The organism is Massilia sp. GER05, from assembly GCF_052056005.1.
GTDB classification, from domain to species: domain Bacteria; phylum Pseudomonadota; class Gammaproteobacteria; order Burkholderiales; family Burkholderiaceae_D; genus Telluria; species Telluria orientalis.
This window is the reverse complement of the sequence record NZ_CP178858.1, coordinates 3,721,249-3,740,829: the sequence shown is the minus strand read 5'-3', so window position 1 is coordinate 3,740,829 and position 19,581 is coordinate 3,721,249. Positions and strand designations below refer to the sequence as shown.

Sequence of the window (19,581 nt, the reverse complement as noted above, 5' to 3'; positions counted from 1 at the left end):
GCGTCTACGCCTGCTGTTGTTGGCGCAGCTGTTCGAAGAAACACACGGCCGCGCACGCGGCCACGTTCAACGATTCCACGGCGCCCGCGTGCGGGATGACGACGCGGTGCGTGGCCAGGTTCAGCAGCGCATCCGACACGCCCTGCCCTTCATGGCCCAGCAGCCAGGCGACGGGGCGGGACAGGTCCACGTCGTAGATCCGCTCGCTGGCATAGCCGCTCGTCGCCAGCACGGGCACCTCTGCCTTCCGGATCAGGTCCGCCAGGTCGACGTTCTCGAAGATCTCCAGCACGAAATGGGCGCCCATCGCGGCGCGCAGCACCTTCGGCGACCAGATCGAGGCGGTGCCGGGGCTGCAATACACCTGCCTGATGCCCGCCGCGCCCGCACTCCTGAGGATGGAGCCGGCATTGCCCGGGTCCTGCACGCCGTCCAGCAGCACGGCCGATTGCACCAGGGCGTCCGGACGAACAGGCCGCGGCGTCTCGACGAGGAACAGCAGATGGATGCCGTGTTCGACCTGGGACAGCGCGCCGAACAGCGCGTCCGGCAGCGACGTGGCCGGCGCCGTCACGCGGTCGACGATGGCGGCCACTTCGGGATTCGCCAGCGCGCCTTCGGAGACGATGCAGTGCACGGGCTGTCCGACGAGGTCCAGGTACGCCTGGCACAGGTGCACGCCGTCCAGCAGCGAACGGCCGGCCTTGCGCAGGGCCTGGCTGCTGCCCGCGAGGTGTTTCAGTTCCTTGTAAAACGGGTTGTCGCGCGACGTGATGCTCTTCATGCCAGCTCCCCGAACAGGTCGGGTTCGAGCTGCGCGCGCACGGGCGCGAAGCTGCGCCGGTGCACGGGGCTCGGACCGTGCTCGCGCAGGCGCGCGAGGTGCAGCGCCGTCGAATAGCCCTTGTGCTGGTCGAACGCATACTGCGGATACGTGTCATGCAGCGCGACGAGCGCCGCATCGCGCGCCGTCTTCGCGAGGATCGACGCGGCGGAAATCGCGTGCACCTTGTCGTCGCCCTCCACCACCGCATGCGCGCGGATGTGCGGCGCGAACTGCGGGCAGCGGTTGCCGTCGATGAGGGCGATGGTCGGCACGGTCGCCAGCTGTTCGACGGCGCGGCGCATCGCCAGCATCGTCGCCTGCAGGATGTTCAGCGTGTCGATTTCCGCATGCGAGCACTCGGCGATGGCCCACGCCAGCGCGTGCTCCCTGATCAGCGGGGCCAACTCGTCGCGCCGCGCTTCCGTCAGCTTTTTCGAGTCGCGCAGGCCCTCGATCGGACGGGCCGGATCGAGGATCACGGCGGCCGCGAACACGGGGCCGGCCAGCGGGCCGCGCCCGGCCTCGTCCACGCCGCAGACGATGTCGTCCAGCGTGAACGGCCGGTTCTTCGGCGGGAGGCCCGGGTAGAAATCGACCGCCTTCGTTCTCGTTTTTCTCATGCTTTGCCTATCACCTCGAGCACGGCGCGGGCGCTTTCGCGCGCGCTGTCGCGCAGCAGGCTGTGATGCATTTCGGTGAAGCGCTCCTGCAGCCTCACCCGGTTGTTCTCGTCCGTCAGCTGGAACCAGACGGCGTCCGCCAGCGCTTCCGGCGTCGCGGCGTGCTGCAGGAATTCCGGCACGACGAAGTCGCGCGCCAGGATGTTCGGCAGTCCGATCCACGGCAGGTAGCCCATGTTCCGGATGAGCAGCCACTCGGCCTGCAAGACCTTGTAGGCGATTACCATCGGCTTCTTGTACAGCGCCACTTCCAGCGTCGCGGTGCCCGACGCGGCCAGCACGGCGTCGGCCGCCGCGATGCACGCATGCGATTCGCCGTCGACGAGCTGGAGCGGCACGTCCTGCAAACCGGCCTTCGCCAGCAGCTCCATAAAATACGCTCTTTGCCGCTCGCCCGCCATCGGCGCGATGAAGCGCACGGACGGATCCCGCGCCGCCAGCAGTTGGACTGTCCGGACGTAGGGCTCAGTCAGGTACTTGATTTCCGACATGCGGCTGCCCGGCATGACGGTCACGACGCGCGCGTTCTCCGGCAGGCCGAGCTGGCGGCGCGCGGCAAGCACGTCGGGCACCAGCGGGATCGTCTCCGCCAGCGGATGGCCGATGTACGTGACGGGGACGCCGGCCTTTCGATAGATCTCTTCCTCGAACGGGAAGATCACGAGCATGTGCGAGACGGCGCGCTGGATCTTCTTGATGCGCCCGCCGCGCCACGCCCAGATCTGCGGGCCGACGAAGTGCACGGTCGGGATGCCCGCCGCGCGCAGCTGCTCTTCCAGGCCCAGGTTGAAGCCGGGGTAGTCGGCGCCGATGAACGCGGCCGGGCGCTCGGCCAGCAGGCGGTCGCGCAGGCGGTTCTGGATGCCCTTCAGTTCGCGGTAGCGCAGCAGCACGGGCAGCAGGCCGCGCACGGTGAGCGTGTCCATCGGGACGTCCGACGCAAGGCCCTGCTCCAGCATGCGCGGACCGCCGATGCCGGAAAAGGCCACGCCCGGCAGGCGCGGCTTCAGCCCCGCCATCAGGCGCGCCGCGAGCAGGTCGCCGGACACTTCGCCCGCGACCAGCGCGAGCTTCACGGATTCAGCGGACGATGCCACGGCTCGCGTTGTCGAGGAAGTCGCGCAGCGCGCGGATGTGCTGTGCGGCGTCGCCGGCGGCGGCTTCCTCTTCCGCCAGCCTGGCCTTGGCTTCTTCCAGCGTCAGGCCGGAACGGTAGATGGTCTTGTACGCGGTGCGGATCGCGTTGATCTGCTCGCGCGTGAAGCCGCGGCGCTTGAGGCCTTCGATGTTCACGCCGTGCGCCTCGGCCGGGTTGCCGGAGACGAGGACGAATGGCGGCACGTCCTGCGTGAGGCTCGTGTACATGCCGATGAAGGCATGCGCGCCGATCTTGCAGAACTGGTGCACGCCGCAGTAGCCCGACAGGATCGCCCAGTCGCCCACGTGCACGTGGCCCGCGAGCTGCGCATTGTTCGAGAAGATCGTGTTGCTGCCCACCTGGCAGTCGTGCGCCAGGTGCGTGTACGCGGACATCCAGTTGTCGTCGCCCAGGCGCGTCACGCCGGCATCCTGCACGGTGCCGAGGTTGAACGTGCAGAATTCGCGGATCGTGTTGCGGTCGCCGATCTCCAGGCGAGTCGGTTCGCCGGCCCACTTCTTGTCCTGCGGGGCGGCGCCCAGCGACGCGAACTGGAAGATGCGGTTGTCGCGGCCGATCGTCGTGTGGCCTTCGATGACGACGTGCGGACCCACGACGGTGCCCGCGCCGATGCGCACGTCCGGCCCGATGATCGAATACGGGCCGACTTCGACGGTGGAATCCAGCTCCGCCTTCGGATCGACGATCGCGCTCGGGTGGACCTTGCTCATCACTGTCCCGCCTTCTCGTTCGCGCGGATGGTGCACATCAGCTCAGCTTCGACGGCGACCTTGCCGTCGACGCTGGCGACAGCCTTGTACTTCCAGATGCCGCGCGAGGTGCGCAGGATCTCGATGTCCATCTTGAGCTGGTCGCCCGGCTCGACCGGACGCTTGAAGCGCGCGTTGTCGATGCCGACGAAGTACACGACGGAGTTCTCGTCCGGCTTGACGTTCATGGTCATGAACGACAGGATCGCGGCGGTCTGCGCCAGCGCCTCGATCATCAGCACGCCCGGCATCACGGGCTTGTGCGGGAAGTGGCCGTTGAAGAATTCTTCGTTGACGGTCACGTTCTTGATGGCGGTGATGGTCTTGCCCAGCTCATAGTCGACCACGCGGTCCACCAGCAGCAGCGGGTAGCGGTGCGGCAGGTATTCCTTGATCTCGTTGATCCCCAGGGTCTTGTTGGTCGCGGTGGTGGCTTCAGTCGTCATTTTTGTTCTGATGGTTCGGTCAATTGTTTGATCTGTTTTTCGAGGCTGCGCATCTTCTCGCGCAGCGAGGACAGGTTGCGCACGATGGCGGCGCTCTTTTCCCATTCGGCGTTCTTGGCGAGCGGATAGAAGCCCGTGTACTGCCCCGGCTCGAGCACGGAGCGCGACACCATGCTGCCCGAGGAGATATGGACGTTGTCCGCGATTTCCAGGTGCCCCAGCACCATCGCCGCGCCGCCGAACGTGCAATTCTTGCCGATCTGCGCGCTGCCGGCTACCCCCACGCAGCCCGCCATGGCCGTATTCGCCCCGATGCGGCAGTTATGGCCGATCTGGATCTGGTTGTCGAGCTTCACGCCGTCTTCGATGATCGTGTCGTCCAGCGCGCCGCGGTCGATGGTCGTGTTGGCGCCGACGTCGACGTCGTCGCCCAGCAGCACGCGGCCCGTCTGCGGGATCTTGATGTACACGCCGTTCTCGCGCGCGAAGCCGAAGCCGTCGGTGCCGATCACGGCGCCCGAGTGCAGGATGCCGCGCTTGCCGATCCTGCAGCGCGCATGGAAGGTCACGTTCGCGAACAGATGCGTGTCCGCCCCGATCTCCGCCTCGCGGCCGACGAAGCAGCCGGCGTCGATGCGGACGCCCGCCTCGATGACGGCGCCTTCTTCGATCGTCACGTTCGGGCCGATGTGCGCGGTCGGGGCGACGCGCGCCGTCTCGTGCACGACGGCGCTGGGGTGGATGCCGGGCGGCGGCACGATCTCTTCGAGCGCCACGAAGTACTGCGCGACGCGGGCGAAATAGGCGTACGGGTTGGTGGTGACGATGCGTGCGCCGGCATAGGTCGTGGCGACGGTGGCGTCGTCCAGCGGCGAGACGATCAGCGCCGCGGCGCCGCTTTGCGCGGCCAGCGCGCGCAGTTTGCTGTTGCTGAGAAAGCTGATGTGCGAAGCGCCGGCGCTGTCGAGCGGTGCGATGCCCTGGACCTCGAGGTCCGGGTCACCTACCAGCTGGCCACCGAAGCGTTCGACCAAATCACCCAGTCGAGTGCCCATCGTGGTCGTTCCGTAAAAGAAGTGAAAACTGCCGGCCGCTCATCAAGCCGGCCGGCGTCAGGGAAGCGTGTTGGCTCACATGCTCACATGCTTACTTGTCGAGCAGCTTGAGGATCCGGTCGGTGATGTCGATGCGCGGACTGGTCCAGATGGCTTCCTGCAGCACGACGTCGAGGTGTTCCTGCTCGGCCACCTGTTCGATCAGTTTATAGGCTTTCTGCGCGATGGCGGCGCGCTCCTCGTTCTTGCGCTGGAACAGGTCCTCGTTGTACTCGCGCTGCATGCGCTGCACGTCCTTCTCCATGTCGAGCAGTTCGCGCGTGCGCTTGGTGCGGTCGACGTCCGACAGTTTCGGCGCTTCGTCGTCGAATTTCTCGCGGCTCACCTTGTACTTCTGCACTGCGTCGTCGAGCTGTTTCTGGCGCTTGGAGAATTCCGACTGCAGCTTCGCGTCCGCCGCCTTGGCCAGCTTGGACTCGGTCATCAGGCGCTCGGTGTAGACGAAGCCGATGCGGCTCATCCCGCTCTGCGCGGACGCCTGCGCCATCGCACCGGCGCACAGCAGCGCCAGCACCAGGCTACGCGGCAGCGCGGCTAACGATTTTTTCAACATATTCTTCGCAATCCTTGTTTCGACGACGGACCCGGTCAGAAACCGGTACCCATCTGGAACTGGAAGCGCTCAAGGCGGTCGCCCTCCTTCGCGTTCAAGGGCTTAGCATAACTCAACTTGAGCGGACCCACCGGGGAAATCCACGACAGGCCGATACCCGCCGAGTAGCGCAGCTGCGACGTGCGGATCGGTTCGTGCTCCTGGTAGATCTGGCCGCCGTCGGCAAAGGTGAACCAGCGCAGCGAGCGATCCTGGCCGCTGCCCGGGAACGGGAACTGCAGCTCGGCGTTGCCGATCACGCGCTTGGCGCCGCCCAGGGCGTCGTACGTGCGCGGGTCGACGATGCCGAGCGACGAGCTCTCGTAGCCGCGCACCGAACCGATGCCGCCGCCGTAGAAGTTCTTGAAGACCGGGTACGCGTGACCGCCGAGGCCCGCGCCGTAGTCCAGCTCACCCTTCAGCGCGAGGGTCATCCAGCGCGTGATCGGGCGGTACCACTGGTGTTCGTACACCACGCGGTAGTACTTGGAGTCGCCGAGGACGTCGACTTCCAGGTTGGCGCGCTGGTAGCGGCCGCGCGTCGGCGTGATGGCGGAGTCGCGCGAATCGCGGCCCCAGGCCACGGTCAGCGGGATCGCATTCGTCGTCGCCTCGCCCACGCCCGTCGCCTTCGCGACCGGGTCCTTCGAGTTCTGCATCACGAACTGCTGGTACAGCGTCGGCGAGCTCTCGTCCGTCTCGAGGCGGGTCTTTTCCAGGCCGGCGCCGAAGTAGACGGTGTCGATTTCCGAGAACGGCACGCCGAACGTGAGGTTGCCGCCCTGCTGGCGCACGGTGTACGAGCCGATGTTCAGCGCCGGCGGACGCGACGTGCGCAGGTACAGCTGGAACGCGCGCGAGATGCCGTCGTCGGTGAAGTACGGGTTCGTCTGCGCGAACGAGATCGTGCGGTTGTAGCGGCTCGTGTTCAGTTCGATGCCGACCGTGTTGCCGCTGCCGGCGAAGTTGGCCTGCGTGACGGACGCGGTGAAGGTGAATTTCTCCGCCTGCGAGAACGCGCCACCGACCATGAAGTTACCGGTCGGCTTTTCGACGACGGCGATGTTCACGTCCACGGCGTCGTTGGTGCCCTGCGCTTCCGGCGTCTCGACCGTCACGTCCTTGAAATAACCCATGCGGTCGACGCGGTCGCGCGACAGCTTCACCCGGGTCGGGTCGTACCACGAGCTCTCGAACTGGCGGAATTCGCGGCGGATCACTTCGTCGCGGGTGATCGTGTTGCCCGAGATGGTCATGTGGCGCACGTACGCGCGCTTGCCCGGATCGACGAAGAACGTGAAGGCGACTTCGCGCTTCTCGCGGTTGATCTCCGGGTTCGCGGTGACGTTCGCGAACGCGTAGCCGAAGCTCGCGAGACGGTCGGCGATGCGCTTGTTCGACGCTTCCTGCAGGTCGCCGGAATACGTCTGGCCCGGCTTCAGCAGGATCAGGTTCTTGAGTTCTTCCCCGCGGCCGAACAGTTCGCCATCCATCTTGACGCCAGAGACGGTGTACTTCTCGCCTTCCGTGATGTTGATGGTGAGGTAGATGTCCTTCTTGTCCGGGGTGATCGAGACCTGCGTGGACTCGACGTTCACTTCCAGGTAGCCGTGATTCAGGTACCACGACTTGATGGTCTCCAGGTCGCCCGTCAGCTTCTGCTTCGAGTACTGGTCGGCCTTGGAATACCACGTGAACCAGCCGGAGGTGTTCAGCTGCAGCAGCTGGCGCAGTTCCTTGTCGGAGAACGCCTTGTTGCCGACGATGTTGATCTGCTTGATCTTGGCGACGTCGCCCTCGTCCACGTTGAACATGACGTTCACGCGGTTACGTTCGATCGGGGTGACGGTCGTCGTGATCTTGACGCCGTACAGGCCGTGCGACAGGTACTGGCGCTTGAGCTCCTGCTCGGCGCGGTCGACGGAGGCCTTGTCGAAAATCTTGGTCTCGCCGACGCCGATGTCCTTCAGCGCCTTGACGAGCATGTCCTTTTCGAATTCCTTGGTGCCGGTGAAGTCGACGGAGGCGATGGCCGGACGTTCCTCGACCAGGACCACGAGCACGCCGTTTTCTTCTTCCAGGCGGATGTCCTTGAAGAAGCCGGTGGCATACAGCGCCTTGATCGCCGCCGTGCCTTTTTCGTCGTCGAAGGTCTCGCCCACGCGCACCGGCAGGTAGCTGAACACCGTGCCTGCCTCGGTCCGCTGGATGCCTTCGACCCGGATGTCCTTCACGACGAAGGGAGCGACGGCGGCGGCGTGACCGGCACACAGGGCCAGCACGGCTGCGCCGATCATGCTGCGACGGGAGGGCAAGGCAAAACGCGGCTGGGCAAAACGTTCGGGTTGTAAATTCATCGGTTAGATCAATGGGTCAGTCATTGGACAACGTTACGTGTTCTTCGCCGGGGCTTGTCCTGCCTGGGCCGAACACTCCGATGCCCGCCGCAGGCGCGGCGCACAGTTCGGAGTGCCGTGTGTTCAGAGCAGTCGCACCAGGTCGTTGAAGACGGCAAGCGCCATCAGCATGAACAGCAGGCCGACCCCGGCACGCTGCGCGATCTCGCCGATCCGCGCGGGCAAGGGGCGCCCGGTCAAAACTTCCAGCGAATAATACAGCAAATGGCCACCGTCCAGAACGGGAATTGGTAACAGATTCATTACACCCAGGCTGATGGAGATGAAGGCGATGAACTCCAGGAACGGCTCCAGGCCAGAGCGGGCGGTCTGTCCGGCCACGTCCGCGATCGTGATCGGGCCGGTTACATTTTTCAGCGAGACCTCGCCCACGATCATCTTCGCGATCATCTTGACGGTCATCGCGCTCGTCTCCCACGTGCGCTGCGCGCCCTTCGCGAGCGCCTCCAGCGGCCCCGCCTTCACGGTCACCATCTCGGGCGCCTGCGCGATCATCAGCTTCACCAGGCCCCTGCCCGACTGCGGATCGCGGTCCGGCGTGACGGGCAGCACGAGCGACTGGCCGCCACGCTGCACGCCCACCTGGAGGGTCTTGCCGGGGGCGCCGCGCACGGCTTCGATGAAGGCGATGCCGTCGACGATGTTCTTGCCGTCGATCGAGGTCACGAGGTCGCCCTGGCGCAGGCCCGCGCGCGCGGCGGCGCCGTCCGGCAGCACCTTGTCGACGCTGGGCCGCGGGCGCCACAGCTGCATGCCGAGGACACCCAGCACGTCGCTGTCGACGTCCAGGCTGGCCATGCGGTCCGCGGGCAGCACGGCGCGGTACGGCGCCGAGTTCGGACTCGGCCCGCGCAAGGTCAGTTCGGCCGCATGCTTGTCGATGGCGGCGCGCACGATCTCCCAGCGCAGCTCCGTCCACGACTGCACGGGCTTGCCGTTGACGGCCGTGACGACGTCGCCGCCGCGCACGCCCGCCTTGTACACGGCCGACGCCTCCGGCATCGCGCGCAGGCGCGTGCCCGGCTCCTCTTTCCCGTGCATGAACAGCGCGCCCATCACGACGATGGCAAGGATGAAGTTGGCGATGGGGCCCGCCGCCACGATGGCGATGCGCTTCCACACGTTCTGGCGCGTGAATTCGCGCGGCAGGTCCGCGTCATTGGTCGGCGCGGTCGAGGGATCGCGCGCGTCGAGCATCTTCACGTAGCCGCCGATGGGCAGCGCCGAGATCGCCCATTCCGTCTGGTCCGGACCGAAGCGGCGCGACCAGACGATGCGCCCCATGCCGATCGAGAAGCGCAGCACCTTCACGCCGCACAGGCGCGCGACGACGTAGTGGCCCAGTTCGTGAAAGACGATCAGCGGCCCCAGGGCCAGCAGGAATGCCAGCACGGTGTGGATCAGGTTCATGACACTCTCCCGTCAAGGCCCGCGTTGTTCAAGTGCGCAGCGCATGCACGATGCATCCGGCCGCGTCGCGGGCACGCGCGTCCTGGGCCATCACGGCCTCGATGCTGGTCGCCGCGCCATGCGGGTTCTCGTCCATCACGCGGCGTACGACGCGGTCGATGTCGCGGAAGCCGATGCGGCGCTCCAGGAAGGCTTGGACCGCGATTTCGTTCGCCGCGTTCAGCAAGGCGGGCGCGGTACCGCCCGCGCGCAAGGCGTCGAAGGCGAGCGCGAGGCACGGGAAGCGGTCGAAGTCCGGCTTGTGGAATTGCAGCGCGGCGAACGTCGTCAGGTCGAGCTGGTCGACGCCCGACGCGATGCGTTCCGGGTACGCGAGCGCGTGCGCGATCGGCGTGCGCATGTCCGGGTTGCCGAGCTGGGCCAGCACGGAGCCGTCCACGTACGACACCATCGAGTGGATCACGCTTTGCGGGTGGATCACGACTTCGATCCTGTCGGCCGGCGCGCCGAACAGCCAGTGCGCCTCGATCACTTCGAGGCCCTTGTTCATCATCGTGGCGGAATCGACGGAGATCTTGCGGCCCATCGACCAGTTCGGATGCTTGCAGGCTTCTTCTGGCGTGACATGTTCCAGCGTCTCGACGGCACGCTGCAGGAACGGGCCGCCGGACGCCGTCAGCAGGATCCTGGCGACACCGGCCACGTCCGGCGAACGTGCATACGTCCCGGGCAGCGACTGGAAGATGGCGTTGTGCTCGGAGTCGATGGGCAGCAGGGTCGCCTTGTGTTCCTTGACGGCGTCCATGAACAGCTGGCCGGACATCACGAGCGCTTCCTTGTTCGCCAGCAGGATCTTCTTGCCCGCGCGCGCGGCCGCGAGCGTGGGCGCGAGGCCGGCGGCGCCGACGATGGCGGCCATCACCGTGTCCGTGTCCGGGCTCGATGCGATCTCGCACAAGGCCGCTTCGCCGTGGGCCACGTCGATCGGGAGGCCGGCCAGCAGGTCGCGCAGGCGCGCCGCGCTTTCCGCCGAACCGACGACGGCACGCTGCGGACGGAACACGCGGCATTGCGCGGCGAGCGCATCCACGCGCTCGTGCGCGGACAGCGCGTACACACGGTATTTGTCGGGATGACGTGCCAGCACGTCGAGGGTCGAGACGCCGATCGAACCGGTGGCGCCAAGGATAGTGATGCTTTGCATGTTGCGTTCCATTTTCAAGGTCGTTCCAACATGGGCGGGGCGGGTTGCAGACCACCGCCAGCGCCGAGTCATTCTGGCACGGCGCGCGCGAAGGCGGCGCGCCGCCCGCGTTGGAACGGCCTGTGTCTTACAGCCGCGAGCCGATCAGCGCGGCGAGGGGCAGCACGGGGATCAGTGCGTCGATGCGGTCCAGCACGCCGCCATGGCCGGGCAGCAGGTTGCTGCTGTCCTTCATGCCGGCGCGCCGCTTGAGCTGGGACTCGAACAGGTCGCCGACGATGCTGGCGGCCGTCATCAGTACGAGCACGACGGCAAGCACGGGCCAGCCGTACGTGTGCTGGACGCGCACGGCGAAGGTGTTCGCGAAGGCGTCGCCGCCGAACTGGACCGACAGGCCGCCCAGCACGAGCACGGCGATGCCGCCGCCGATCGCGCCTTCCCACGATTTACCCGGCGAAATCGATGGAGCCAGCTTGTGCTTGCCGAACGCCTTGCCGGAAAAGTAGGCGCCGATGTCGGCCACCCACACGATCGCGAGCACGGACAGCAGGAACAGCGGCGAGTGCGAATACAGGTCGACGATGGCGGCAAAGCAGCCGACCACGGCGAACGCGTAGACGAGCGACAGCACCGTGTTCGCGGGCGTGCCCAGCGGCGGCAGGCCGATCTTCAGCGACGGCGCGAACCGGGCGATCCACAAGGCCACGCTCAGCGCGGCCCAGAACGACAGATTCGTGTGCCCCGTGAACACGGAGATCGCGAATACGGCGGCCCACACGAGCGCGATCACGTGGGCGTTGTGCGTTTCCGGATTGAACAGCCGAAAGCATTCCCAGATGGCGGCGCCGAAGAACACCGTCGCCACGACCGCGAACGCCGTGTAGTTGTTGAAGTAAAGGACTGGCAGCAAAATTGCCAGCAGCACGACGGCGGTAATGACGCGGGTTCTGAGCATCAGCGGTTAGCCTTGTTTAGCCTTGTTGGCGACCTGTTCGCCGGTGCGGCCGAAGCGGCGTTCCCGGCTCTGGTAGGACGCGATCGCCGTATCGAGCGAGTCGCGCGAAAAGTCCGGCCAGAAGGTGTCGGTGAAGTACAGCTCCGAATACGCGAGCTGCCACAGGAGGAAGTTCGAGATGCGCTCTTCGCCTCCGGTGCGGATGAACAGGTCCGGCTCCGGCGCATAGGCCATCGCCAGGTGCTCGGCCAGCATCTCTTCGGTGTACTCGGTCACGCCCGGGTTGGCCGCAACCATCTTGCCCGTCGCCTGCATGATGTCCCAGCGGCCGCCGTAGTTGGCGCAGATGGTGACGGTCAGGCGGGTATTGTTGGCGGTGCGGCGCTCGGCGTTGGCGATCATGTCCTGCAGCTTCGCATCGAAGCGCGACAGGTCGCCCACGACCTTCAGGCGGATGTTATTCGCATGCATCTTCGACACTTCGCGTTCGAGCGCGGTGACGAACAGGCCCATCAGGTAGGACACTTCGTCGGCCGGACGGCGCCAGTTTTCCGACGAAAACGCGAACAGCGTCAGGTATTCCACGCCACGATCCACGCAGGCTTCGACGATCTTGCGCACGGCGTCCACGCCCTTGACGTGGCCGGCCACGCGGGGCAGCAGGCGTTTGGTCGCCCAGCGGCCGTTGCCGTCCATGATGATGGCGATATGGCGCGGCACCGTCGGCGCTTCGGGGACTGCGGTGGTCGAACTTTTGAAAATCATAAATCTGGCCAAATGGCGGCTACAACAAAAGGCGGAACGGACCGGTCAAGCCTGGCCTGCCGGTCCGACGTCCACGACGATATGCGGCATATCATGCCGCAATACGGATCACACCGTCATCACTTCTTTTTCTTTCTCGGCAACCAGCTTGTCGATGTCGACGACGGCCTTGTCGGTCATCTTCTGGACATCGTCCTGGGCGCGGCGCTCGTCGTCTTCCGAGATCGCCTTGTCCTTGACCAGCTTCTTCAGCTGTTCGTTGGCGTCGCGGCGCACGTTGCGGACGGCGATCTTCGCGTCTTCCGCTTCCGACTTGCACAGCTTGACCATTTCCTTGCGGCGCTCTTCGGTCAGCGCCGGGGTCGGCACGCGGACGAGCTCGCCGAACGTCGACGGGTTCAGGCCCAGGTCGGACTCGCGGATCGCCTTTTCGATGACGTTCAGCATTTTCTTCTCATACGGCTGGACGCCGATCGTGCGGGCATCGATCAGGGTCAGGTTGGCGACCATCGGCAGCGCGGTCGGCGAACCGTAGTAGTCGACCATCACGTGGTCCAGGATGCCGGTGTGGGCGCGGCCGGTGCGAACCTTGGCCAGGTTGCCTCTCAGGGTCTCGATGGATTTCGCCATCTTGTCCTGGGCACTTTTTTTAACGTCAGCTACGGACATGCTGCTCTCCTGTATTTCTAACTATTGATTAAACGTGTACGAGTGTACCCTCGTCCTCGCCCATGATCACGCGCTTGAGCGCGCCCGGCTTGACGATCGAGAACACCTTGATCGGCAGCTTCTGGTCGCGGCACAGGGCGAACGCGGTGGCGTCCATCACCTGCAGGTGTTTCGCGATCGCTTCGTCGAACGAGATCTGTTCGTAGCGGGTCGCGTGCGGATCCTTCTTCGGATCGGCAGTATATACGCCATCGACCTTGGTTGCCTTCAATACAATTTCGGCCGAGATTTCCGAACCGCGCAGTGCGGCTGCGGTGTCGGTGGTGAAGAAGGGGTTGCCGGTACCGGCTGCGAACACGACGACCTTGCCCTCTTCCAGGTATTGCAGCGCCTTCGGGCGCACGTACGGCTCGACCACCTGCTCGATGCCGATCGCCGACATCACGCGGGCGGTGATGCCCTGCTGGCGCATGGCGTCGGCCAGCGCGAGCGCATTCATCACGGTGGCCAGCATGCCCATGTAGTCGGCCGTCGCGCGGTCCATGCCCTGCGCACCCGGCGCGACGCCGCGGAAGATATTGCCGCCGCCAATCACCACTGCCAGTTCCACACCCAGCTTCGACACCTCCGCGACGTCGGCGACCATACGCTCGATGGTGGCGCGGTTGATGCCGAACGGATCGTCGCCCATCAGCGCTTCGCCAGACAGTTTGAGGAGGACTCGTTGGTAGGCTGGTTTTGTCATGAATGGGGCTCCTAAGTATAGATGTGTTTGATTCTGTTTCAGCGCCCGGGGAATGCGCCCGTGCGTTGCGCCAGCCGGAGGGGTCGCCCCCGGCGGACGCAGGGTGGGCACCCCGTGCCCACCATTGCATGCGTCACGTGAACGCATCGCGGGCACGCAATTCGCGCCACTTGGCTTGAATTGCCCCACCCTACCGGCGTCTTGCAACCGGTTGTAAAAACGGGCCTTGCGGCCCGTTCTCTTTATTACTGCTTGGCAGCAGCCATCTGGGCTGCCACTTCCGCTGCGAAGTCGTCGACTTTCTTCTCGATGCCTTCGCCGACCACGTACATCGTGAATGCTTTCACGGTGGTGTTGGCGGCCTTCAGCATCTGCTCGACGCTTTGCTTGTCGTTCTTCACGAAAGCCTGGTTGAACAGCGACACTTCTTTCAGGTACTTCTGCACCGACCCGTCGATACGCTTGGCGACGATCTCGGCCGATTGCGGCTGCTTGCCTTCGGCGACGGCCTTGTCGGCGTCTTCCTTGGCTTTCAGCTGAGCAACCGAACGCTCTTTCTCGATCAGCTCGGCCGGCACTTGCTCTGCCGACAGGGAGACCGGCTTCATCGCGGCGATGTGCATCGCGACGTCCTTGCCGACCTGCTCGTCGGCGCCGTCGTAGTCGACGATCACGCCGATGCGGTTGCCGTGCAGGTACGATGCCAGCTTGCCGGTGGTTTCGAAGCGCTGGAAGCGGCGAACGGTCATATTCTCGCCGATTTTGCCGATCAGTGCCGTACGCACGTCGTCGAACGTCTTGCCGTCGACCGGCAGGGCGGCCAGGGCGGCGACGTCGGCCGGGTTGTTCTCGGCGACCAGCTTGGCAGCCAGGTTGGCCATGGCCATGAACTCGTCGTTCTTGGCGACGAAGTCGGTTTCGCTATTGATTTCGACCAGCGCGCCGACGTTGCCGGCGACGAAAGCCGTCACGACACCTTCAGCGGTGATACGGGCTGCCGCTTTCGATGCCTTGCCGCCCAGCTTGACGCGCAGGATCTCTTCGGCACGCGCCATGTCGCCTTCGGCTTCGTTCAGTGCCTTCTTGCATTCCATCATCGGTGCGTCGGTCTTGGCGCGCAGTTCGCCAACCATCGCTGCAGTAATCGCTGCCATGTTCATTCTCCTAAAAGTAGGAGCAAGCCGCCGTCTTCGGCGTCTTGCATATTATTAATCTGTTCAGGAATTGCTTACAAAAAGGGGCGCTCGATCTTAGGCTCGGCGCCCCCTTTACAGCTCAGCGGGCCGTGACCCGCGGGCAATTAAGCTTGCTCGGAAACTTCGACGAAGTCGTCAGCCGACTTGACCATCTCGGCGACTTCGTTGGTCGCGTTGGCGCGGCCTTCCAGGATCGCATCGGCGACGCCGCGTGCGTACAGGGTGATGGCCTTCGACGAGTCGTCGTTACCCGGGATCACGTGCGACACGCCTTCCGGCGAGTGGTTGGTATCGACCACGCCGATGACCGGGATGCCCAGCTTGCCGGCTTCGGTGACGGCGCCCTTGTGGTAGCCGACGTCCACGACGAAGATCGCGTCCGGCACGCCCTGCAGGTCCTTGATGCCGCCGATCGACTTCTGCAGCTTTTCCAGTTCGCGCGAGAACATCAGCGCTTCTTTCTTGCTCATCTTCTCGACTTCGCCCGACTCGATGGCAGCTTCCATGTCCTTCAGGCGCTTGATCGAGGTCTTGATGGTCTTGAAGTTGGTCAGCATGCCGCCCAGCCAGCGCTGGTCGACGTACGGCACGCCGGCGCGCTGTGCTTCGGCGGCGATGATGTCGCGGGCCTGGCGCTTCGTGCCCACCAGCAGGATCGTGCCGCGGTTGGCGGCGATCTGCTTGATGGTCTTCATCGCATCCTGGTACATCGCCATGGTTTTTTCCAGGTTGATGATGTGGATTTTATTGCGATGACCGAAGATGAACGGGGCCATTTTCGGGTTCCAGAAACGGGTCTGGTGGCCGAAGTGAACACCGGCTTCCAGCATTTCGCGCATAGTGACAGACATTGTATTCTCCAGGGTTGGGTCTTGAATGACGGCCGGTACACCCGTTTCCGGGCACCCTTGTCGGCCGCATTCGCGATTTACATTCACAAATTGCTCGATATGGACACGAGCAACCCGAGATTCTAGCGGGATTTGTCACGAATTTCAAGCTCGCGCACGCATGCGGCTCTCAACAGCGGCGGCGGCCGCCGGCCCGGCGGCGTTATGAATCACATATAATGACCGGCACAGAACTTATTGCAGAACGGATCAATATGGCAATTTCCATCAAGACCCCGGAAGACATCGAGGGCATGCGCATCGCCGGCCGCCTCGGCGCCGAGGTGCTCGACTACATCACGCCCTTCGTCAAGCCGGGCGTGACCACCGGCGAACTGGACCGCCTGTGCCATGAATACATGGTCAACGTGCAAGGCACCGTCCCCGCCCCGCTGAACTATGCGCCGCCGGGCTACCCGCCGTTCCCGAAAGCCGTCTGCACCTCCGTCAACGACGTGATCTGCCACGGCATTCCGGGCGACAAGGTGCTCAAGAATGGCGACGTGGTGAACATCGACGTCACCGTCATCACCAAGGACGGTTACCACGGCGACAACAGCCGCATGTTCTTCATCGGCGAACCGTCGAAGCTGGCGCGCCGCCTGACGGACATCACCTACGAATGCATGTGGCTGGGCATCAGCAAGGTGAAACCGGGCGCGCACCTGGGCGACATCGGCCACGTGATCCAGCAGCATGCGGAAAACGCCGGCTACTCCGTCGTGCGCGAATTCTGCGGCCACGGCATCGGCAAGGTGTTCCACGAAGAACCGCAGGTGCTGCACTACGGCCGCCCCGGCACGGGCGAGGAACTGAAAGCCGGCATGATCTTCACGATCGAGCCGATGATCAACGCGGGCCGCCGCGAGATCCGCGAAATGCCGGACGGCTGGACGATCAAGACAAAGGACCGCAGCCTGTCGGCCCAGTGGGAACACATGATCCTCGTGACGGAGACGGGCTATGAAGTGCTGACGACGTCGGCCGGCACCCCGCCGCCGCCCGCCATCATCCAGCCGAAAGACACCGTCGCCGCCTGATCCGCCACCATGTCCACTGCCACCATCGCCCCGCCGCCGCAACCCCTGCAGCCGCTGCAATTGAAACAGCGCCTGAAAGCCGAGCGCCAGCTCGTCATTGCCGAGTTCCGCGAGAACGGCAAGCCGGAAAAACTGTTGCGCGGCCTGCGCCACAGCGTCGACGGCGTGCTGGCGGATGCGTGGCACGCGGCCGGTCTCCCGCCTGACGCGGCGCTCGTGGGCGTGGGCGGCTACGGCCGCGGCGAGCTGTTCCCGAATTCCGACGTCGACCTGCTGATCCTGCTGGGCAACCCGCCCGACGCGATCGCACAGGCGAAGCTGGAAAACTTCGTGCAGCTGCTGTGGGACCTGGGCCTGGAGATCGGCCACAGCATCCGCACGGTGGACGAATGCATGACGGAGTCGGCCGCCGACATCACCGTGCAGACGAGCCTGCTGGAAGCCCGCCTCGTGACGGGCAATGAAGCCGTGTTCAACGAGCTGCTGCGCCGCTACGACGAGGCGATGGACCCGCAGGCCTTCTTCCAGGCCAAGACGGCCGAGATGCGCCTGCGTCACGCGAAATACGAATACACGCCGTTCTCGCTGGAGCCGAACGTCAAGGAAAGCCCGGGCGCGCTGCGCGACCTGCAGGTGATCCTGTGGGTGGCCAAGGCGGCCGGCCTCGCGAATTCCTGGAGCCAGCTCGCGATCCGCGGCCTGATCACGCGCGAGGAAGCGCGCCAGCTGATGGAAAAGGAGCGCGCCTTCAAGGACATCCGCATCCGCCTGCACCTGCAGACGAACCGGCGCGAAGACCGCCTCGTGTTCGACGTCCAGACGGCCATCGCGGAAACGTTCGGCCTCACGTCGACCGGCGCAGGCCTCGATGCGCGCCGCGCCAGCGAATACCTGATGCAGAGATATTACTGGGCTGCGAAGACGGTGACCCAGCTGAACACGATCCTGCTGCAGAACATCGAAGCCTACCTGTTCCCCACGCCGTCGCAGCCGGTGCCGATCAACCCGCGCTTCAACGAAGTGGGCGGCTTCATCGACATCGCCGCGGACGACACGTTCGAATCCACGCCTTCCGCCGTGCTGGAAATCTTCGTGCTGATGACGGAGCGCCCCGACATCAAGGGCATGACCGCACGCACGATGCGCGCCCTGTGGCACGCCCGCACCCTCATCGACGACGCGTTCCGCGCGAATCCGCAGCACCGCGCCCTGTTCCTGCGCGTGCTGCAGGCGCCCGTGGGCCTCGTGCACGCGCTGCGCCGCATGAACGACATGGGCATCCTCGGCCGCTACCTGCCGAACTTCCGCCGCATCATCGGCCAGATGCAGCACGACCTGTTCCACGTGTACACGGTCGACCAGCACATCATGATGGTCGTGCGCAACATGCGCCGCTTCACGATGACGGAGCACGCGCACGAATACCCGTTCTGCAGCCAGCTGATCGCGAATTTCCGCGACCGCTGGCTGCTGTACGTGGCCGCCCTGTTCCACGACATCGCCAAGGGCCGCGGCGGCGACCACTCGGAACTGGGCAAGGTCGATGCGCGCGAATTCTGCCGCGACCACGCACTGTCCGAGGAAGACACGGAACTGGTCGTGTTCCTCGTGGAGCACCACCTGACGATGTCGGTGGTGGCGCAAAAGCAGGACCTGTCCGACCCGGACGTGATCCAGTCCTTCGCCCGCCTCGTGCGCGACGAACGCCACCTGACCGCGCTGTACCTGCTGACGGTGGCCGACATCCGCGGCACGAGCCCGAAGGTGTGGAATGCGTGGAAGGCGAAGCTGCTGGAAGACCTGTACAAGATGACGCTGCGCGTGCTGGGCGGCGAGCCGCCGTCGGCCGACCGCGAACTGCGCGCGCGCCAGCAGGAAGCGCTGGCGACGCTGCGCCTGTTCGGCCTGCCGTCCGATGCGCACGAGGCGCTGTGGAAGCAGCTCGACATGGCGTATTTCCTGCGCCACGACGCGTCCGACATCGCCTGGCAGACGCGCTGCCTGATCGACAAGCTGGGCCGCGACAAGCCCGTCGTGAAATCGCGCCTGGCGCCGATCGGCGAAGGCCTGCAGGTGACGGTGTACGTGCAGGACCAGCCCGACCTGTTCGCGCGCATCTGCAGCTATTTCGACCGCAAGAATTTCTCCATCCTCGACGCCAAGATCCACACGACGAAGGATGGCTACGCGCTCGACACGTTCCTTATCACGGACGAGCATTTCGCCAACAGCTACCGCGACATCATCAACCTGATCGAGCACGAGTTGTGCGAGGTACTCGTGCACCAGGAACCCTTGTGCCCGCCGCTGCGGGGCCGGCTGTCGCGCATGTCGCGCAACTTCCCCATCACGCCGACCGTGGACATGCGCCCGGACGAGCGCGGCCAGTTCTGGGTGCTGTCCATCGGTGCCAACGACCGCAACGGGCTGCTGTACGCGATCGCGAGCGTGCTGGCGCGTTATCGCATCAACCTGCACACCGCCAAGATCATGACCCTGGGCGAGCGCGTCGAGGACGTGTTCCTCATCGATGGGCAGGCGCTCAATAACCAGCGGGTGCAGGTGCAACTCGAGACCGAGTTGCTGGATGCCGTAAAAATCTAAGTTAAAGCGTCATTCCCGCGAAAGCGGGAATCCATACTGAGCCACAGAATTCTGTCATTCGGAAACGACTGCAGCCTGTCACCGGAGTGACTTCGGCGCTTCAGCATGGGTTCCCGCCT

At 65.0% G+C, this 19,581-nt stretch carries 18 protein-coding genes; 2 read left to right on the top strand and 16 right to left on the bottom strand.

Features of this window, described 5'->3' with window-relative positions:
* Window positions 1–4: 4 nt before the first annotated feature.
* The 16 genes from ACL58G_RS16805 to rpsB all read right to left on the bottom strand — a co-directional run bounded on the left by ACL58G_RS16805 (window position 5) and on the right by rpsB (window position 15,779).
* A complete protein-coding gene (locus ACL58G_RS16805; RefSeq protein WP_440962515.1) occupies window positions 5–784 on the bottom strand; it encodes a TrmH family RNA methyltransferase in 780 nt (259 codons plus the stop codon).
* Window positions 781–1,446, bottom strand: a complete 666-nt coding sequence (gene rnhB, locus ACL58G_RS16800) for a ribonuclease HII (protein ID WP_440962514.1) — start codon at window positions 1,444–1,446, stop codon at window positions 781–783. Before rnhB ends, ACL58G_RS16805 begins: the two co-directional genes overlap by 4 nt.
* Window positions 1,443–2,603, bottom strand: a complete 1,161-nt coding sequence (lpxB, locus tag ACL58G_RS16795) for a lipid-A-disaccharide synthase (protein WP_440962513.1) — start codon at window positions 2,601–2,603, stop codon at window positions 1,443–1,445. The genes rnhB and lpxB overlap by 4 nt, the downstream gene beginning before the upstream one ends.
* The gene (gene lpxA / locus ACL58G_RS16790; protein WP_056135241.1) at window positions 2,587–3,375 is read right to left on the bottom strand and encodes an acyl-ACP--UDP-N-acetylglucosamine O-acyltransferase; all 789 of its coding nucleotides are present in this window, start codon (window positions 3,373–3,375) and stop codon (window positions 2,587–2,589) included. The genes lpxB and lpxA overlap by 17 nt, the downstream gene beginning before the upstream one ends.
* On the bottom strand, window positions 3,375–3,860 hold the full coding sequence (fabZ, locus tag ACL58G_RS16785) for a 3-hydroxyacyl-ACP dehydratase FabZ (RefSeq protein WP_371760538.1): 486 nt from the start codon (window positions 3,858–3,860) through the stop codon (window positions 3,375–3,377). The genes lpxA and fabZ overlap by 1 nt, the downstream gene beginning before the upstream one ends.
* Window positions 3,857–4,915, bottom strand: a complete 1,059-nt coding sequence (lpxD, locus tag ACL58G_RS16780) for a UDP-3-O-(3-hydroxymyristoyl)glucosamine N-acyltransferase (RefSeq protein WP_440962512.1) — start codon at window positions 4,913–4,915, stop codon at window positions 3,857–3,859. The genes fabZ and lpxD overlap by 4 nt, the downstream gene beginning before the upstream one ends.
* A gap of 91 nt (window positions 4,916–5,006) precedes the next feature.
* Window positions 5,007–5,528, bottom strand: coding sequence for an OmpH family outer membrane protein (locus ACL58G_RS16775; RefSeq protein ID WP_082577389.1), 522 nt, complete (start codon window positions 5,526–5,528; stop codon window positions 5,007–5,009).
* 35 nt (window positions 5,529–5,563) lie between these two features.
* Window positions 5,564–7,924, bottom strand: coding sequence for an outer membrane protein assembly factor BamA (gene bamA, locus ACL58G_RS16770; protein ID WP_440962511.1), 2,361 nt, complete (start codon window positions 7,922–7,924; stop codon window positions 5,564–5,566).
* A 123-nt stretch (window positions 7,925–8,047) separates the two neighbouring features.
* Window positions 8,048–9,394, bottom strand: coding sequence for an RIP metalloprotease RseP (gene rseP, locus ACL58G_RS16765; protein ID WP_440962510.1), 1,347 nt, complete (start codon window positions 9,392–9,394; stop codon window positions 8,048–8,050).
* 28 nt (window positions 9,395–9,422) lie between these two features.
* Entirely contained in the window at window positions 9,423–10,598 is a 1,176-nt protein-coding gene (ispC, locus tag ACL58G_RS16760; RefSeq protein WP_413385333.1) for a 1-deoxy-D-xylulose-5-phosphate reductoisomerase, read from the bottom strand.
* Window positions 10,599–10,725: 127 nt separating this feature from the next.
* On the bottom strand, window positions 10,726–11,553 hold the full coding sequence (locus ACL58G_RS16755; protein ID WP_440962509.1) for a phosphatidate cytidylyltransferase: 828 nt from the start codon (window positions 11,551–11,553) through the stop codon (window positions 10,726–10,728).
* Between the two features lie 6 nt (window positions 11,554–11,559).
* A complete protein-coding gene (gene uppS / locus ACL58G_RS16750; RefSeq protein ID WP_413339903.1) occupies window positions 11,560–12,318 on the bottom strand; it encodes a polyprenyl diphosphate synthase in 759 nt (252 codons plus the stop codon).
* A gap of 108 nt (window positions 12,319–12,426) precedes the next feature.
* Window positions 12,427–12,987 carry a ribosome recycling factor gene (frr, locus tag ACL58G_RS16745; RefSeq protein WP_036228560.1) on the bottom strand — a complete coding sequence of 187 codons (561 nt, stop codon included), beginning with the start codon at window positions 12,985–12,987 and terminating at the stop codon, window positions 12,427–12,429.
* Window positions 12,988–13,015: 28 nt separating this feature from the next.
* Window positions 13,016–13,732, bottom strand: coding sequence for a UMP kinase (gene pyrH / locus ACL58G_RS16740; RefSeq protein ID WP_036228558.1), 717 nt, complete (start codon window positions 13,730–13,732; stop codon window positions 13,016–13,018).
* 245 nt (window positions 13,733–13,977) lie between these two features.
* Window positions 13,978–14,886: a translation elongation factor Ts gene (gene tsf, locus ACL58G_RS16735; protein WP_371762385.1), complete on the bottom strand. Its 909-nt coding sequence runs from the start codon at window positions 14,884–14,886 to the stop codon at window positions 13,978–13,980.
* A gap of 146 nt (window positions 14,887–15,032) precedes the next feature.
* On the bottom strand, window positions 15,033–15,779 hold the full coding sequence (gene rpsB, locus ACL58G_RS16730) for a 30S ribosomal protein S2 (RefSeq protein ID WP_036228556.1): 747 nt from the start codon (window positions 15,777–15,779) through the stop codon (window positions 15,033–15,035).
* 254 nt (window positions 15,780–16,033) lie between these two features.
* Between rpsB and map the strand changes: the two genes are divergently transcribed.
* Window positions 16,034–16,858: a type I methionyl aminopeptidase gene (map, locus tag ACL58G_RS16725; RefSeq protein ID WP_413339906.1), complete on the top strand. Its 825-nt coding sequence runs from the start codon at window positions 16,034–16,036 to the stop codon at window positions 16,856–16,858.
* Window positions 16,859–16,867: 9 nt separating this feature from the next.
* Window positions 16,868–19,462 (top strand): [protein-PII] uridylyltransferase, encoded by a 2,595-nt coding sequence (locus tag ACL58G_RS16720; protein ID WP_440962508.1) that lies wholly within the window; start codon window positions 16,868–16,870, stop codon window positions 19,460–19,462.
* The last annotated feature ends 119 nt before the right edge of the window (window positions 19,463–19,581 follow it).

Coding starts and splice junctions, on each gene's coding strand:
- ACL58G_RS16805 (WP_440962515.1), bottom strand. CDS start 784: ATGAAGAGCATCACGTCGCGCGACAACCCGTTTTACAAGGAACTGAAA.
- rnhB (WP_440962514.1), bottom strand. CDS start 1,446: ATGAGAAAAACGAGAACGAAGGCGGTCGATTTCTACCCGGGCCTCCCG.
- lpxA (WP_056135241.1), bottom strand. CDS start 3,375: ATGAGCAAGGTCCACCCGAGCGCGATCGTCGATCCGAAGGCGGAGCTG.
- fabZ (WP_371760538.1), bottom strand. CDS start 3,860: ATGACGACTGAAGCCACCACCGCGACCAACAAGACCCTGGGGATCAAC.
- lpxD (WP_440962512.1), bottom strand. CDS start 4,915: ATGGGCACTCGACTGGGTGATTTGGTCGAACGCTTCGGTGGCCAGCTG.
- ACL58G_RS16775 (WP_082577389.1), bottom strand. CDS start 5,528: ATGTTGAAAAAATCGTTAGCCGCGCTGCCGCGTAGCCTGGTGCTGGCG.
- bamA (WP_440962511.1), bottom strand. CDS start 7,924: ATGAATTTACAACCCGAACGTTTTGCCCAGCCGCGTTTTGCCTTGCCC.
- rseP (WP_440962510.1), bottom strand. CDS start 9,394: ATGAACCTGATCCACACCGTGCTGGCATTCCTGCTGGCCCTGGGGCCG.
- ispC (WP_413385333.1), bottom strand. CDS start 10,598: ATGCAAAGCATCACTATCCTTGGCGCCACCGGTTCGATCGGCGTCTCG.
- ACL58G_RS16755 (WP_440962509.1), bottom strand. CDS start 11,553: ATGCTCAGAACCCGCGTCATTACCGCCGTCGTGCTGCTGGCAATTTTG.
- uppS (WP_413339903.1), bottom strand. CDS start 12,318: ATGATTTTCAAAAGTTCGACCACCGCAGTCCCCGAAGCGCCGACGGTG.
- frr (WP_036228560.1), bottom strand. CDS start 12,987: ATGTCCGTAGCTGACGTTAAAAAAAGTGCCCAGGACAAGATGGCGAAA.
- pyrH (WP_036228558.1), bottom strand. CDS start 13,732: ATGACAAAACCAGCCTACCAACGAGTCCTCCTCAAACTGTCTGGCGAA.
- tsf (WP_371762385.1), bottom strand. CDS start 14,886: ATGGCAGCGATTACTGCAGCGATGGTTGGCGAACTGCGCGCCAAGACC.
- rpsB (WP_036228556.1), bottom strand. CDS start 15,779: ATGTCTGTCACTATGCGCGAAATGCTGGAAGCCGGTGTTCACTTCGGC.
- map (WP_413339906.1), top strand. CDS start 16,034: ATGGCAATTTCCATCAAGACCCCGGAAGACATCGAGGGCATGCGCATC.
- ACL58G_RS16720 (WP_440962508.1), top strand. CDS start 16,868: ATGTCCACTGCCACCATCGCCCCGCCGCCGCAACCCCTGCAGCCGCTG.